19 protein-coding genes are annotated in these 13,988 nt (G+C 41.3%); 7 read left to right on the forward strand and 12 right to left on the reverse strand.

All coding sequences use genetic code 11. The features are described from left to right. Positions 1–39: 39 nt before the first annotated feature. Entirely contained in the window at positions 40–918 is an 879-nt protein-coding gene (locus HYD28_02855; GenBank protein QLE07990.1) for a multidrug transporter, read from the reverse strand. A 235-nt stretch (positions 919–1,153) separates the two neighbouring features. Here HYD28_02855 and HYD28_02860 point away from each other — a divergent pair, with 235 nt between their 5' ends. Further along, positions 1,154–1,537 carry an MAPEG family protein gene (locus HYD28_02860; protein QLE07991.1) on the forward strand — a complete coding sequence of 128 codons (384 nt, stop codon included), beginning with the start codon at positions 1,154–1,156 and terminating at the stop codon, positions 1,535–1,537. A gap of 79 nt (positions 1,538–1,616) precedes the next feature. Here HYD28_02860 and HYD28_02865 read toward each other — a convergent pair whose 3' ends face one another. The 3 genes from HYD28_02865 to HYD28_02875 form a co-directional block, all read right to left on the reverse strand. Then, a complete protein-coding gene (locus HYD28_02865) occupies positions 1,617–2,822 on the reverse strand; it encodes a TonB family protein (protein ID QLE07992.1) in 1,206 nt (401 codons plus the stop codon). A 9-nt stretch (positions 2,823–2,831) separates the two neighbouring features. Next, positions 2,832–3,206: a BlaI/MecI/CopY family transcriptional regulator gene (locus HYD28_02870; GenBank protein QLE07993.1), complete on the reverse strand. Its 375-nt coding sequence runs from the start codon at positions 3,204–3,206 to the stop codon at positions 2,832–2,834. Between the two features lie 68 nt (positions 3,207–3,274). Next, positions 3,275–3,961: an rRNA pseudouridine synthase gene (locus HYD28_02875; GenBank protein ID QLE10471.1), complete on the reverse strand. Its 687-nt coding sequence runs from the start codon at positions 3,959–3,961 to the stop codon at positions 3,275–3,277. Between the two features lie 81 nt (positions 3,962–4,042). Between HYD28_02875 and HYD28_02880 the strand changes: the two genes are divergently transcribed. Together HYD28_02880 and HYD28_02885 are read left to right on the forward strand one after the other, a co-directional pair. Next, positions 4,043–4,348: a hypothetical protein gene (locus HYD28_02880; GenBank protein ID QLE07994.1), complete on the forward strand. Its 306-nt coding sequence runs from the start codon at positions 4,043–4,045 to the stop codon at positions 4,346–4,348. Positions 4,349–4,395: 47 nt separating this feature from the next. Continuing rightward, a complete protein-coding gene (locus tag HYD28_02885) occupies positions 4,396–4,803 on the forward strand; it encodes a GNAT family N-acetyltransferase (protein QLE07995.1) in 408 nt (135 codons plus the stop codon). A 14-nt stretch (positions 4,804–4,817) separates the two neighbouring features. On the opposite strand, the gene HYD28_02890 is transcribed toward HYD28_02885, so the two are convergent. The 8 genes from HYD28_02890 to HYD28_02925 all read right to left on the reverse strand — a co-directional run bounded on the left by HYD28_02890 (position 4,818) and on the right by HYD28_02925 (position 10,975). Next, positions 4,818–5,177 (reverse strand): HopJ type III effector protein, encoded by a 360-nt coding sequence (locus HYD28_02890; protein QLE07996.1) that lies wholly within the window; start codon positions 5,175–5,177, stop codon positions 4,818–4,820. A gap of 9 nt (positions 5,178–5,186) precedes the next feature. Further along, positions 5,187–6,299 (reverse strand): clan AA aspartic protease, encoded by a 1,113-nt coding sequence (locus HYD28_02895; protein QLE07997.1) that lies wholly within the window; start codon positions 6,297–6,299, stop codon positions 5,187–5,189. Between the two features lie 66 nt (positions 6,300–6,365). Next, on the reverse strand, positions 6,366–7,076 hold the full coding sequence (locus tag HYD28_02900) for an HAD-IA family hydrolase (GenBank protein QLE07998.1): 711 nt from the start codon (positions 7,074–7,076) through the stop codon (positions 6,366–6,368). Between the two features lie 12 nt (positions 7,077–7,088). Further along, entirely contained in the window at positions 7,089–8,042 is a 954-nt protein-coding gene (locus HYD28_02905) for a tyrosine recombinase XerC (protein ID QLE07999.1), read from the reverse strand. Further along, entirely contained in the window at positions 8,039–8,650 is a 612-nt protein-coding gene (locus HYD28_02910; protein ID QLE08000.1) for a DUF484 family protein, read from the reverse strand. Before HYD28_02910 ends, HYD28_02905 begins: the two co-directional genes overlap by 4 nt. Then, on the reverse strand, positions 8,647–9,477 hold the full coding sequence (dapF, locus tag HYD28_02915; protein QLE08001.1) for a diaminopimelate epimerase: 831 nt from the start codon (positions 9,475–9,477) through the stop codon (positions 8,647–8,649). Before dapF ends, HYD28_02910 begins: the two co-directional genes overlap by 4 nt. 64 nt (positions 9,478–9,541) lie before the next feature. Further along, positions 9,542–10,795 (reverse strand): diaminopimelate decarboxylase, encoded by a 1,254-nt coding sequence (lysA, locus tag HYD28_02920; protein ID QLE08002.1) that lies wholly within the window; start codon positions 10,793–10,795, stop codon positions 9,542–9,544. Continuing rightward, positions 10,796–10,975 carry a lipoprotein gene (locus HYD28_02925; GenBank protein ID QLE08003.1) on the reverse strand — a complete coding sequence of 60 codons (180 nt, stop codon included), beginning with the start codon at positions 10,973–10,975 and terminating at the stop codon, positions 10,796–10,798. Positions 10,976–11,123: 148 nt separating this feature from the next. On the opposite strand from HYD28_02925, the gene cyaY reads away from it, so the two are divergent. From cyaY to hemC, 4 genes are read left to right on the forward strand one after another with little or no spacing between them, the layout of a single operon-like run. Then, complete coding sequence (gene cyaY, locus HYD28_02930; GenBank protein ID QLE08004.1) at positions 11,124–11,447, forward strand: iron donor protein CyaY; 324 nt, start codon at positions 11,124–11,126, stop codon at positions 11,445–11,447. Then, the gene (locus HYD28_02935; GenBank protein ID QLE08005.1) at positions 11,444–12,100 is read left to right on the forward strand and encodes an alpha/beta fold hydrolase; all 657 of its coding nucleotides are present in this window, start codon (positions 11,444–11,446) and stop codon (positions 12,098–12,100) included. Before cyaY ends, HYD28_02935 begins: the two co-directional genes overlap by 4 nt. Before the next feature lie 21 nt (positions 12,101–12,121). Beyond that, positions 12,122–13,012 carry a DUF2914 domain-containing protein gene (locus tag HYD28_02940; protein ID QLE08006.1) on the forward strand — a complete coding sequence of 297 codons (891 nt, stop codon included), beginning with the start codon at positions 12,122–12,124 and terminating at the stop codon, positions 13,010–13,012. A 36-nt stretch (positions 13,013–13,048) separates the two neighbouring features. Next, positions 13,049–13,987 carry a hydroxymethylbilane synthase gene (hemC, locus tag HYD28_02945; protein QLE08007.1) on the forward strand — a complete coding sequence of 313 codons (939 nt, stop codon included), beginning with the start codon at positions 13,049–13,051 and terminating at the stop codon, positions 13,985–13,987. The last annotated feature ends 1 nt before the right edge of the window (position 13,988 follow it).

The following is a 13,988-nucleotide window of genomic DNA, read 5'->3' on the forward strand; positions in this document are numbered from 1 at the left end:
AAAAGCGGCATAGCCGCTTTTTTAATGACAAAAATGTAACTAACTAGGTAGCATAACAAGAATGGCTGCCAGTGCAATTAACAGAAGCCCTGCTGTATCTTGGCGTTTTAATGGCTGCTTTAGCCAAAGTATCGATACCATAATGGTAAAGAAAACTTCAACTTGTCCTAGTGTTTTTACATAAGCAACGTGCTGCAAACTCATAGCACTAAACCAACCTATCGAGCCTAAGCAGCTACAAACACTGACTGCCGTGGTAGTGCCTTTGTGATGCCACATCTTTTTAAACGTATCGCGCTCTTTGAATGCAATATACACGCACAGCATCAACGTTTGTAAGCTAATTATCAGCAGCAATACCCACGCAGCTGAGTGCGGGAAAGTCAGTCCTGAATTTAAGCTTGCCTCACGGATCCATGAAGATGAAAGCGCAAATGAAGTGCCACAAGCCAGCCCAAGTAGGGCAGTGCCTAAATTAAAGTGTTTAACATTCGCGATGCCACTCAATAGCAGTACGGCGATAGCACCAATAAATACCCCAATCCAGCCAAGTAATGAAAGTGCAGAGCCAAAAAACATAACACCTAAAATCGCTGCCATTAGCGCTTCACTTTTGGCAAGCCCGGCACCCACAGCAAAGTTATTCATTTTAAAAAGCTTTACCATCAAACCAGTGGCAACGATTTGAACAATACTGGCACCAACAATGTAGCTAATAAAAGCTAAGTTAAAGTCAGGAAAAGCTGCATCTTGGTATTGATATAGTGCTAATAAATAAAGGGCCGCTATAGGACTGGCAACAATGAAGCGAGCAAGTGTTACCCCAGCAACACTGACCGTCGCACTGAGTTTACTTTGCAGCGCATTGCGCCATGACTGCATAAATGCTGCAAAAATGGTTAAGAAAATCCAAGTCATATTGAAAATAAATTAATTAGGAGAGGCAATTAGAGTAACAAAACCAAAGAATGAGAGCATTAGCTTATCGACCAACTTGAGAAAAACTCAGCTGTGACAATATGCCGCAGGGCTTTTAGGTAAGCATTAGGCTATAGTGACAATGATGCTATTGCTGGCCGCTGCTGTTATAAGTAGCGGCTTTTTTTTGTTTACGATAGGGTAGAGAGTAATTTAAACAAGATAAGGAAATATCATGACAACACTGATTATCTGCGCACTCATCGCAGTACTCATTCCCTATTTAGCTAAAGCACCTGTGGCTTTTGCACAAAATAAGTTGTCAGGCTATGACAACAAGCACCCACGTGAACAACAAGCAAAACTAACCGGCTTTGGTGCTCGTGCATTGGCTGCACACCAAAATAGCTTTGAATCGTTGATTATTTTTGCAGTAGCGCTGGCGGTCGTAATCGGTAGCAATAATATCTATCAGGTGACTGAAACCCTTGCGATTATGCATGTTATTGCCCGTGTGTTGTATTGTATTTTTTACTACATAAACCAGGATATTTTGCGCTCACTAGTCTGGCTAGTGGGTTATGTTTGTGCTGTGGCTATGATTGCACTTTGCCTCTAGTCACAAGGCTATGAGTTAAAAACCACAAAGCAAGCGGCTTAAATAAGGCGCTTGCTTTAGGGTCTTAAGTTGTTACTGCTTATTTCGAACTAACTTTAATTTTCTCAATTAAATCATTTGCTTGATAGTTTTCGTCTAAGGCAAAGTCGAGTTGTACTAAGGCGTTTTTAAAGCCAGATTCAGATGGCGCATATTGCCATTGTTTTAAGGCTCTTTTCGCTTCTCGATTGAAAACATCTTCAGGCTCCGCACTTACCACACTAACATTGCTGGTGGCGCCACTTGGTAAAATATCGTATTTCAAAACGACTGAACCGCTAATGCCTTGCTCTGCCGCTTGAATTGGGTATATCGGCTCTACGCGCATAACCGCTTGATAGTCTTTTGTCTTTTCAACTGACATAGGCTGTTTTGCAATGGCAAAGCTGCTAAGCATGCCCGCTGTAAAAATAACTAACGCTGTTTTTGCAATAAATGAGCTGTTATCGATCTGCTTTATTTGATTTAGACGTTGTAACATGGTGTTTTTATCTCCGTATTGTGAATAAGCCATTAAGCCTGCTCTACTAAAGCTTGCACAGTGCACTAATGCCTTACTGTATAAAATTCGTTGTTCTGTCGATTTATTTTTGAGCACTTGCTCATCACATGAAAGCTCTTGTATACGGCGCAAGCTCGCATAACCAAGCCACGCAAGAGGGTTAAACCACAGCAAAATAGTGGCACTTAAAGCGATGGCGTTTATTAGGTTGTCTTTGCGTTTAATGTGCACTGATTCATGTTCTAAAATAAGTGCTAAAGCAAGGTTGTCGTAGTGACTATGGTAATTTGTTGGCAGCACTAACTTGGTGTTAATAACGCCCACAACCATAGGTGAACTTATTTGTTTACTTTGATATAAGCACAGACTTTGGATACTGTGATGGTCGACTGTAATCTGCTCTAATTGCAGTTTGGCTAAAAAGCGGTAATGAAAGTAAACGGCAGTGAGTAGCAGCGCAGCAGTTACAAGGGCATAAACAGCGAACCAAGTTGGTGTAAATTGCGGCATTATTGCTGTGTTTGGCGTGATAGTCAGCTTACTGATAAAGTTGTTTTGTATCGGCTTTAAGTGATCTGGTAGGTTCGCTAAAAATAAACCAATAGGTAAAAGCACCCAAAGTGTATAAACCAAGCGTGCCGACAGCTGACTTAGTAGCTTTCGCTCTAGCAGCAATAAAAACATAATTGCAGATGAGATCAAAAGCTGTTGATCTAACAGCCAATTAAAAAATGCATCTAACATAACAAAGCCTTACTTTTGCTGTTTTTCCCAATCATCAATGACCTTTTTTAGCTCATCAATATCATGTTGCGAGAGTTGCTCTGATTTAGCAAAACCACTCACTAATGGCGCAATACGGCCATTAAAGAAGCGTTCAATAAAGCTTTGGCTTTCTTTTAATGTGTATTCTTCACGGGCGATGCAAGGGGTGTAGTTATATTGGCGACCTTGTTTTTCGAAGCTTAGTGCGCCTTTTTTAACTAAACGGCTCAACAGTGTTTTAATGGTTTTTTCGTGCCATTCTTTATCGTCACTTAAACGCGCAATTACTTCACTTGCAGTGGCAGGGTAGCCAAGCCATACCGCATCTAATACTTCGAATTCTGCTTTAGAAAGTTCAATCATTTTTATACCTACAGATGTAATCTTTATTTTAAGATTACACTTGTAATCAATTAATGCAAACTTTTTTGTTAGAGAATGTCACTTTTTTTGATACTGACTATGTGCCCTTCGGGCAAATTCAGCGTGGTGAGTGAAAGCTTTGCGATATCTGTGCGGTAAAGGTCTATGACTTTGTAGCCACAATAACGTGTCATTTTTCGTATTTGCCGGTTTAAGCCTTGTTTTAAGACGATGTAAAACTGCGTTTCGGTCACTTGAGTCACCTCACAAGGAAGGGTTATTTGCTTATCTACGGGTACGCCATCTGCCATTTTGTCACAGAAGACGCTATCAAGAGGCTTATCTACCGTAACTAAATAGCGTTTGGGTTGATGATAATCAGGGTGGATCAGTTGATTACAAAACTCACCGTCATTGGTCAAAATCAACAAACCTCGGGAGTCTTTGTCGAGCCGGCCAATTGGGTAAACGCGAGTGGTTTTAGGCAGACTATGAATAAGACTGGTTGGGTCGTCAGCATTTAATTTGCAATCAATACCAACGGGTTTGTGATACGCAAAGTAGGTTAGTGGCGCTTTTTCTGAAATTTTTTCGCCACGTACAATCACATCATCATGTTCATCAACGTGATCTATATGATTTGCAGCACGGCCATTTACTGTTACCTCACCTTGATCTATCAAGCGCGATGCTTGTTTTCGAGAGCAAACACCTGCATGGGCAATAAATTTGGCAAGTCGTACTTTTTCAGTCATGAGTGATTTTTGTACAATTAATTTGATCACAGTATATCAAACCCGCGTATAAGAAGTACTACCATACAAAAGGGGTTCGACATGGCAATTAAGTTATCTGAACTTGCAGCGCACCAACCACTGCAAAAGGTTATCCTTCATTCGTTGGAAATGGCGCTGTATCAGGTGTCTGTGGTGATCAATAACGTTGAATATTATGTTACTGATGAGCAAGGTGAGTTTATCCGCGATATTAGCCCGTTGCACATTCAAAAGCGTCTCGATCATTTAAGTTATGGTGACATGGTATTACGCCACACAAGTGCTTATGATGAAATGTGTGGTCAGCCAGAAAAGCTGGCTAGTAATATGCTCGAAGTTCCTTATGGTAAGAACCACTTATACTGATTAAGGATATAAGCGTATACTGAGTCATAACATTTTAAAGGTATGCTATGTATCAATTAAAAAGTGATGACTCAGCTGAACTAAACAACCAGCTAAGAGAACATATTGTTGCTTACAATGCTGGGCATTTTAATGCCGAACGTATTCCTCTTGGTTTTAAGTTCATAGCTAAAAACAGCAGTGTTGTAGCAGGTATTCACGGCCAAGTGTTTGGCAACTGGCTGATAATAAGTTGGCTTTGGTGTGATGATAAGACGCGTGGTAAAGGCCTTGCGACACGATTGTTAGCCGAATTAGAGAGTAAGGCTAAAGCGCTTGGTGCAAACACCGCGCAACTCGATACTCTCGATTTTCAAGCCAAACCTTTCTACGAAAAGAACGGCTACCAAGTAAAGTATGAGATGAGAAATTACCCGCTCGACGGTTGCCGTTATTTTATGGAAAAAAGCCTTTGATTATTGTGCTTAGATTACTTCGCTTTAAGTACTTCTTGCTCGGTAAATGTAATTCCTAAGAAAGGGGTGGCTTCAGGAGCAAGCATAAAGGTACGAATATTCATGTGGTCTTGCCCTTCAGGGTTCTTTAATACTTCTTCACGATAAAATGCGCCAAAACAATCTAGGGTATTTTGCTTACTTAGTTGATTAAGTTTTGCAAAGGCAAAAATTTTGCACGAGCCATTATTTTCATTTGCTTCGCTAAGCAGCCCATGATTGTTAAAACCGCTTGGAATAAAGTCATAATTGTTGTCTATTACTGCCATTGTATCGGTAAACTCAATCTGTTGCGGTGAGCTTGCTAATTTCGAAAGAAATTCATTAAGAGTCATTGCTTGTCCTTAAAAATTGTTCTTTGTTAACTCTAACTCATTCACTTGCTGATTGATATTAAACTTAAAATTCTCTAAAAAGTTCATACCTAGTAAGCCATAACCAGCATGATTTTCTATTACCAACACTTCAAAATTACTGATGCGCTGTTGTCCGATTTGAAATGACTCGAGCTGATAACGCTGAGCTTCAATAACGCCGTTAGCTGTGTTTACTTGCAATGTGCCAAGGTAATTAGGAGGGGTATTAAGCGAGTTTAATAATGTTTGGTTTATGACCGTAAAACTAGCGCCAGTGTCGATCATTAGCTCGGTTTCGACATCATCATTGATGATGCCGGTTATTAGATAGTGTGAACCTCGAGCGGTTAATTTTATAACGTCAACACCTGCTAAGGCTTGTTGTATCAATTGGCGTAATTGCTCAGCTTGCTGTTTAAATTCATGATTTTCAGGAAGTTGATCTAGGATGATTTGACTAGCTACATAATCTTCTAAATGGTAGTTTGCTAATGCATTGGCATATAGGTAATGTGCGTTACCTGGGGCGTAATCAAGCCAGTGTTGACTGCTACTATGTAATACCTGCCACTGTTGTGCCGCTATAAGCTCACCAATAAAGGATGTGCTTAGCTCGTCTATTTGTTTGCTAAGTTGTTGCTTTTTATTGCTGTCTAACTGGTTGCTAAGAGCCAGTAAATTGATAATTCCCTGTTGGGTATCACCTTGTGCTATTAAACGCTTAGCATCAAATTCAAGCATGCTGACATCGTATGGGTGGCTATTTAAAAAAGCCGTTAAAAATAGCTCACTTAAGGTGAAATTTTTATGGGAAAGCCATGACTCAAGTTGCTGTTGCCAAGCTTGTTTAAGTTGTTTTGCATAGTGTGGATCATTGGTGAGTAGTTGCGTGTATTCAGCAACAGCTTTGTCGAATAAGTGGTTACTAAACAACACAACCGCTTGCTGAAAGTGGGCTGGTAAAACAGCGCTTTTCTTTACTTTAGGCGTTGGTGCGTCTGCCTCTAGTATTACTGGTTTTTCAGGGGAAAATAACTGCCATATGAAGTAACCATTTAAGCTAAGAGAACACAGTAATATTAATTTAAGTAGAGCCTTCATTCTTCTGCCATAAGCTTTCTATTTTTGTTTGTTATTTACTCAGCATAAAGCAAATTTTGAAAGAAGTTACTTTTTAACTAAATGATTGAGTGCCATGATATTGCGTATCTCAATATCAGCTAACCCAAGATAACGATATTGAGTTGCTTGGTTGTTTAGCCAAACACTTTGGCAACCTGCATTATTTGCACCTTGTACGTCAGTATCTAGGCTATCGCCGATATGTAAAATTTCATTATGAGTAACCTCTAACTGTTTTGCAGCGTTATCAAATAAAGCGCTGTGCGGCTTCGCTTTTCCGTGTGGACCGGCTTGTAGTACTAACTCAAAAATGCCATGAAGGTTAAACTTTTCTACCTCGACATTGCCATTGGTGATGGCGATGAGGCGGTAGTGTTTGCTGAGATTAGTAAGTAATTCAAGTACCTCATCAGATACGGTTATTTTACTACGGGCATCAGCGAATGCCTGATATGCATTTTCGGCATGAAACTTAGCTTGCTCAGCAGAAAAACCAAGGTTGGTCATGGCATAGTGTAAGGCTGTTTGTCGCCAGCGCGTAACGTCATCGATTAGAGTCGCATCTTGTCTTAAAGCATTATCGCGGCACTCTAACCAATAGCTCATGCTATCCGCTGGCCATTGTTCTAACGCCTCAAGGTAATCAGCTTGTGCTTGCAAGGCTGATTTAATGATCGGATGGTTGTTATAAAGTGTGTCGTCTAAATCAAAACTTAAAACAGAAACTGGCGATAAGGCACGGTTAAATCGGATCATAATTACAAGAGTTTACTCTGATGTTGGGCGCTTTTTAGCGCGTGGATGGGTGTTATCGTACACTTTAGCTAAATGTTGAAAATCTAAATGCGTATAAACTTGAGTTGCAGATAAACTACTGTGTCCTAATAATTCTTGTACGGCACGTAGATCTCCTGACGACTCTAAGATATGTGAAGCAAAAGAGTGGCGTAACTTATGTGGATGCACTTGCGAGCTGATCCCTTGTTTGATACCCCATTCTTGCATACGAAGGCGAACTTGGCGCACGGAAATTCGCTTCTTTTGGCTGCTAACAAATACCGCTATTTCATCTGGATGCGCAAATTGAGGACGAATTTTCAACCATGCTTTTAATGCACTGAGTGCTTTACTGCCAACAGGTAATAAACGTTCTTTGTTACCTTTACCACGGACTAAAATTTCACCTTCAGTAGGGTTTATATCCTGTATGTTAGCGCCAACTAACTCGCTAATTCGCAGACCTGATGAATACATTAATTCCATCATAGCTTTGTCACGAATGGCTAAAGGATCATCATCTGGCAATTCTAGTAGTTTAGCCATTTGATCAACGTCTAAATTTTTGGGTAAAGGCTTGGAAAATTTAGGCCCTTTAATGGCTTCTGCCGGATTATGATAATGTGCCTGACTGGCAATATTTTTGGCTTTTAAAAATTTATATAAACTGCGAATACAGCTCAGTTTTAAACTGATTGTGCGGCCGCTTAATTGTTTGCTACGCATTTGCATGCTGTAACGACGAATATGCTCACCTTGTACCGCAAACCAGTTTTCACAGAGTTTACTAAAGTACAACGCTGCAAAGCCTAGTTGGCTCGTGTATTGGTTAACTGTGTGCGCTGAGTATTGTTTTTCGTAGCGTAAGTAGTCTGCAAAAAGTTGGATGGGTGTTCGCCAAGCATCACTTAATTCATCAATGTCTGGCGTCTTCACATCGCTCATGCAAGTTCCAATAAGCGCAGTTGTAATGAGCGCACAAACTCAAGGACAAAAAAGCTGTCTTTTGCCGGTTCAAAGTGACTTACGTCATCGCTACCAAACGCCAAAATTGCGACAGGGTGTTTCGTGTTACCAATTAGATATAAAGCAGTCGATTGAGTCGTGTCTGAGAATAGTAAGTCTCTTTCTTGCTGACTTACTCGGCCCAAGTAAATGCCGTCGTTTTGCAGGCGGTGAGCAATTAACTCATCAAACTTTTTATCGTACTTAACTAAGTGGCATTCGTTAATGGATGGATTTGTGCAGATAATATTGCGCAAGTTGCTAGCCAGTGTCGTAAAGTCATAGTTAGTCCATAACTGACGATGACAGTCGCTAAATAAGCGGTAAATTAACTCGTTTTCTTTTGCTTGTTCAACGAGCTGCTCAATCTTATTTTTTAATAACGTATTGTGTTCACGTAATTGGCGCTGTTGAATATGCACCAAAGACGTTGCACCAGCTGTTTGCTGTTGTAGTTCAACTTCAGCGAGTACATCAGGATTTTTAATAAAAAAATCAGGGTGTGCTTTTAAATATTCAGCAATTTGTTGTTCTGTTAGTTTGCTCATAATGCCACTTGTCCATCAAATACATGCTCAGCAGGGCCAGTCATCCGAACAGGATGGCCTTCGCCTTGCCAGCGTACTTGCAAACTCCCGCCTGGTAAGTCGACTTGTACGGTACTTGCGAGTTTACTTTGAATTTGTCCAACCACGACTGCGGCACAGGCACCTGTACCACATGCTAATGTTTCACTTACGCCACGCTCCCACACTCTAAGTTTAATGTGATCTTGTGAAATTACCTGCATAAAACCAACATTTGCGCGTTGTGGAAAACGTTCATGATTTTCAAGCAGTGGTCCTAGAGTGGTAACTTCTGCTGTATGAATGTCATCAACTTCTAAAACGCAATGTGGATTACCCATTGAAACTGCGCCGCTAAATACAGTATGTTCTTCAGTGCGAAGAATATAAGTTAGCTCACGCTTGCTGGCTTTAAATGGGATTTTGTTCGGCTCAAAATTTGGGTGGCCCATATTCACCGTAACTTGGCCATCTTTTTCAATATAAAGAGTGAGGTTGCCAGATTTTGTTGAAACTGAAATCTTATGCTTATTGGTAAGACCTTTCATACGAACAAAGCGGGCGAAACAACGCGCACCATTGCCACACTGTTCAACTTCGTTACCATCGGCATTAAAAATACGATAATGGAAATCTAGATCAGGAGAGTAAGGGGCTTCAACCATAAGTAGTTGATCGAAGCCAATGCCGAAATGGCGATCTGCCAGCTTTTTTATTTGGTCACGAGATAAGAAAACATTTTGAGTAATGTTATCAATAACAACAAAGTCATTACCTAGGCCGTGCATTTTTGAGAAATTAACTAACATAACGCTCTAATTCAGGATTGCTCTGAGCTAATCATGCCACAGAGCTGCCCGGTTATAAAAACGTTTATGGTAAAATTTTCTCGCCTTGCCATAGGCTTTCTAAGGTTTCACGTTGACGAATTAAATGACTTTGCTGACCATCCACCATAATCTCTGCAACACGAGGGCGCGAGTTGTAGTTAGAGCTCATGGTAAAACCATACGCACCAGCGCTGCGCTGCGCTAAAAGGTCACCGGCTTGTAGCGCTAGTTCGCGGTCTTTACCCAAAAAGTCACCGGTTTCACAAACAGGGCCTACAATGTCGTAGTTGTGAGTAGGCGTATCATCTACGCGAGGTTCAACCGGCACAATATTTTGCCAAGCTTGATATAGCGATGGACGTAACATATCGTTCATACCCGCATCAACAATAGCAAAGAACTTATCTTGGTTTTGTTTAATAAACTCAACTTTGGTGACTAAAATGCCTGCGTTTGCAGCAATTGCACGACCAGGCTCAAAAATCAGCTCTAAATCTTGGTAATCTGCTAATCGAGCGGTAATTTTATCAACATATTCACTTGGATGAGGTGGTGTTTCGCCGTTATATGGCACACCCAGTCCGCCACCAATATCGAGGTGTGAAAGTGTTATGCCAGCGGCTTTTAACTCTTCGATAAGTGTTAGCACTTTTTCAAGTGCAGCTAAGAAAGGTTTAATTTCTGTTAGCTGCGAACCAATGTGGCAATCTACACCGGTAATTTTTAAACCAGGCAGAGATGCAGCGTGTTGATATACTGTCACCGCAGTTTGAATATCAATACCAAATTTATTCTCTTTTAAACCTGTTGAGATATAAGGATGCGTTTTAGCATCAATATCTGGGTTTACACGAATCGAAATAGGCGCTACATGGTTAAGAGAAGTAGCCACTTCTGAAATACGCTCAAGCTCAGCCACTGACTCAACGTTAAAACATTTGATCCCCAATTCAAGTGCATACGCAATTTCATCGGCTGTTTTTGCAACGCCAGAAAATACCACTTTACTGGCGTCCCCTCCAGCTTGGATTACACGAGCAAGCTCACCCTTTGAGACGATGTCAAAACCTGAACCAAGCCGCGCTAAAATATTGAGCACTGCAATATTAGAGTTGGCTTTTACGGCATAGCACACCAAACTTTTATGCGATTTTGCTGCATCAGCAAAGGCATGGTAATGGCGCTTCAAGGTTTTACGCGAATAGATATAACACGGTGTACCGTATTGCTCTGCCAGCTCTTTGACAGCGATGTCTTCAGCGAACAGCTGATTATTATTGTAGTTAAAAAAGTCCATCTATTGGTCCTGTTTTTGCTCTGGTTGTTCGGATGGATCAGCCTGCGGCTGAGATTCTTTAGGCTGTGCAGTATCATCTGGTAGATAAAGAGCACCACTTTGTCCGCAACCGGCGAGGGTTAGAAGTAGGGCGCTAAGTGGTAAGATTGTTTTTAATTTTTGGCTATGAGTCTCTTTCATTAGATTAATACGATTGCTGGCTTTATAATCGCAGAGTAACAGAATATTTAAAAAATGCAGCTATTCGCGGATGAATTTATTCCTGTTACACTTGATGTACACAATCTGCCTCCAGATCTAGGCTTAAAGCCAGTTAAAGGACATTAAAATGACTGATCATGAATACCACACACTAGCCGATGCATTAATGCTAACTATTGAAGAGCAAATCGATGAATGTGATGCCGACTTAGATTATGAATCAGCGTCAGGTATTTTAGAAATCATCTTCCCAGATCGCAGTAAAATAGTGATCAACAAGCAAGCACCACTTCATCAAGTTTGGGTTGCGACGAAATTTAATGGTCACCATTTTGAACTACGCGATGATAAGTGGATTGATAACCGCTCGGGTGCTGAGTTTTGGCAATTTATGTGTGATGCAGCAACACGTCAAGCGGGGCAACCTATCGAGTGGCGCTCAGAACTATGAGTTTAGAGTTTGTTGAATATCCAGCACAGAGTGAACATAAAGCAACAGTCATTTGGTTACACGGGTTAGGTGATTCAGGCGATGGTTTTGCGCCAGTGGCACCACAACTAGCACTACCAGCAGAGCTTGGAGTGCGTTTTGTGTTTCCTCATGCTCCTGTGCAACCAGTCACCATTAATGGTGGTATGGCGATGCGCTCTTGGTACGATATTAAATCAATGGATTTAGATAAGCGTGCCGATGAGCAAGGGGTTCGTGAATCCGCTGCAAAAGTGGCTGCGATTATTGATCAAGAAATTGCAAAAGGGATTGCTGCTAACAAAATTATTCTTGCAGGTTTTTCTCAAGGTGGTGTGGTATCGCTACACTTAGCGCCACGACTCGACTATAGATTAGCGGGTGTAATGGCACTATCAACCTATATGTGCGTGCCAGATAAATTAGCCGATGAAATCAAGCAGCAAGGCTTAAACATCTTTATGGCCCATGGTCGATTTGACGATGTGGTACCACATAATGCAGGTAGGCAGGCATTTGATGTGCTTAGCGCTAACAACATGGAAGTAAGCTGGCAAGATTACCCGATGGCGCACCAAGTTTGTGGTGAAGAACTAATCGCTATTCGTGAGTGGTTAATTGCTCGCTTGAGTTAATTTTTGGTTTTAGAGGCCAACATGACAAAGAAACTTGTAATTACAGCAAATATGAATACTGTTGAAGCAGTTAATTCAACTTCTACGGCGGTCACTTATCAATGGCATTGGCGACGTATTTTTATGGTCAGCAGTGTCATCTTAGTTGCACTGGCTATATTAGTGTATAGCTTTATTGGGGCTGTAAATGCTGAGCAATCAGCACAGGATGAGCCGCAATCGGAGCTTGCAAGTGTTGAGTTACAAGCTCCTTTAAATGATGCCAAACAAGAAGAACCAAAAGAAGTGACTGCATCACCAGTGAATGAGCAACCAGCGGTTACTGATAGTAAACAAAGTGCTATTACAGAGGTCGTTATCGCAGACGTAGCTGAACCTGAAGCAAATACAGTAGATACAGAGATCGTGAGTGAGCCGGTTTTTGATGGGCAACAGCTGCCTGAAACATCAGCTGTCACTCCCGATGAAGAACCACTGCAAACTGAAGAGCAAATAGAGGTTGCTGCAGTACCCGATGTTCAGCAGCAGTTTTCACACTCAGCACATATTGCCAGTGTTGCAATCGGCGCTAAAATAGATACAGACAAAGTAAGTCGCGCAGTATTAACAACCGATGTTGTTGATCGAGAACCAGTCAATGTTCTAAAAAACGATGTAAAATTAGCGCAAATTAGTAATAGCTTAAGCTTTTTTAGTGAGCTTAGAAATATGCAGGGGCAAACTGTTCGTCATCAATGGTATTACCAAGGCCAGCAGCTTGCTTCTATTGAATTAGCTGTAAGTAGCCCGCGTTTTCGTACTTATTCAACAAAAAACATCATGCCAGAGCAGCTCGGTGATTGGCGTGTTGAGGTTATTGACGCAGATGGCAACTTGCTGGCCCAAAAAGAGTTTAGAATTTTAGCTGAGTAACATTTAGTATCAGCCTGATAATTAATTGGATTTTTCATGACACAGACAACAAAACTAGTTCGTATCGCTACCCGTAAAAGTGCGCTTGCTTTATGGCAGGCAGAATTTGTTAAAGCTCAATTAGAGCACTTCCATGACGACGTAACGGTAGAGTTGGTTCCTATGTCGACGCAAGGCGATATTATCCTTGATACGCCACTGGCAAAGATTGGTGGTAAGGGTTTATTCGTAAAAGAGCTTGAACAAGCCATGCTTGATGGCCGCGCAGATATTGCGGTGCATTCGATGAAAGATGTACCTGTTGAGTTTCCTGAAGGCTTAGCCTTAAACACAATTTGTGAGCGTGAAGACCCTCGTGATGCATTTGTATCTAACAACTACAAAAGCTTAGATGAGTTACCACAAGGTGCTATTGTTGGTACGTCAAGCTTACGCCGCCAATGCCAAATTCGCGAAGCGCGTCCTGATTTAGATATTCGTGATTTACGCGGTAATGTTAACACCCGTTTAGCAAAACTAGATGATGGTCAATATGATGCAATTATCCTAGCTGCTGCGGGATTAATTCGTTTAGAAATGCCAGAACGCATCACTGCCTTTATTGAGCCTGAAGTATCATTACCTGCAAATGGTCAAGGCGCAGTAGGTATTGAATGTCGTATTGACGATGAGGTTACAAAAGCGCTACTAGCTCCGCTTGAGCATAATGAAACACGGATTCGTGTAAATGCCGAGCGTGCGATGAACCGCCATTTAGAAGGTGGCTGTCAGGTACCAATTGGTGCATTTGCACTAGTTGAGGGTGAGCAAGTGCATTTACGTGGTTTAGTGGGCGCTATTGATGGCAGCCAAATGCTGCGTGATGAAGTGACAGGTCCAGTGGCTGACGCAGAGCAGTTAGGTATTACACTTGCTGAAAAGCTACTTGAGCAAGGTGCCGATAAAATTTTAGCTGAAGTATATAGAGACGCTTAAT

Origin of the sequence: Pseudoalteromonas shioyasakiensis, from assembly GCA_013391845.1 — a bacterium.
Lineage (GTDB): Bacteria > Pseudomonadota > Gammaproteobacteria > Enterobacterales > Alteromonadaceae > Pseudoalteromonas > Pseudoalteromonas apostichopi.

Excerpts from the sequence above, each read along its gene's own strand:
- HYD28_02855 (QLE07990.1), bottom strand. The coding sequence starts at position 918 with ATGACTTGGATTTTCTTAACCATTTTTGCAGCATTTATGCAGTCATGG.
- HYD28_02860 (QLE07991.1), top strand. The coding sequence starts at position 1,154 with ATGACAACACTGATTATCTGCGCACTCATCGCAGTACTCATTCCCTAT.
- HYD28_02865 (QLE07992.1), bottom strand. The coding sequence starts at position 2,822 with ATGTTAGATGCATTTTTTAATTGGCTGTTAGATCAACAGCTTTTGATC.
- HYD28_02870 (QLE07993.1), bottom strand. The coding sequence starts at position 3,206 with ATGATTGAACTTTCTAAAGCAGAATTCGAAGTATTAGATGCGGTATGG.
- HYD28_02875 (QLE10471.1), bottom strand. The coding sequence starts at position 3,961 with ATGACTGAAAAAGTACGACTTGCCAAATTTATTGCCCATGCAGGTGTT.
- HYD28_02880 (QLE07994.1), top strand. The coding sequence starts at position 4,043 with ATGGCAATTAAGTTATCTGAACTTGCAGCGCACCAACCACTGCAAAAG.
- HYD28_02885 (QLE07995.1), top strand. The coding sequence starts at position 4,396 with ATGTATCAATTAAAAAGTGATGACTCAGCTGAACTAAACAACCAGCTA.
- HYD28_02890 (QLE07996.1), bottom strand. The coding sequence starts at position 5,177 with ATGACTCTTAATGAATTTCTTTCGAAATTAGCAAGCTCACCGCAACAG.
- HYD28_02895 (QLE07997.1), bottom strand. The coding sequence starts at position 6,299 with ATGAAGGCTCTACTTAAATTAATATTACTGTGTTCTCTTAGCTTAAAT.
- HYD28_02900 (QLE07998.1), bottom strand. The coding sequence starts at position 7,076 with ATGATCCGATTTAACCGTGCCTTATCGCCAGTTTCTGTTTTAAGTTTT.
- HYD28_02905 (QLE07999.1), bottom strand. The coding sequence starts at position 8,042 with ATGAGCGATGTGAAGACGCCAGACATTGATGAATTAAGTGATGCTTGG.
- HYD28_02910 (QLE08000.1), bottom strand. The coding sequence starts at position 8,650 with ATGAGCAAACTAACAGAACAACAAATTGCTGAATATTTAAAAGCACAC.
- dapF (QLE08001.1), bottom strand. The coding sequence starts at position 9,477 with ATGTTAGTTAATTTCTCAAAAATGCACGGCCTAGGTAATGACTTTGTT.
- lysA (QLE08002.1), bottom strand. The coding sequence starts at position 10,795 with ATGGACTTTTTTAACTACAATAATAATCAGCTGTTCGCTGAAGACATC.
- HYD28_02925 (QLE08003.1), bottom strand. The coding sequence starts at position 10,975 with ATGAAAGAGACTCATAGCCAAAAATTAAAAACAATCTTACCACTTAGC.
- cyaY (QLE08004.1), top strand. The coding sequence starts at position 11,124 with ATGACTGATCATGAATACCACACACTAGCCGATGCATTAATGCTAACT.
- HYD28_02935 (QLE08005.1), top strand. The coding sequence starts at position 11,444 with ATGAGTTTAGAGTTTGTTGAATATCCAGCACAGAGTGAACATAAAGCA.
- HYD28_02940 (QLE08006.1), top strand. The coding sequence starts at position 12,122 with ATGACAAAGAAACTTGTAATTACAGCAAATATGAATACTGTTGAAGCA.
- hemC (QLE08007.1), top strand. The coding sequence starts at position 13,049 with ATGACACAGACAACAAAACTAGTTCGTATCGCTACCCGTAAAAGTGCG.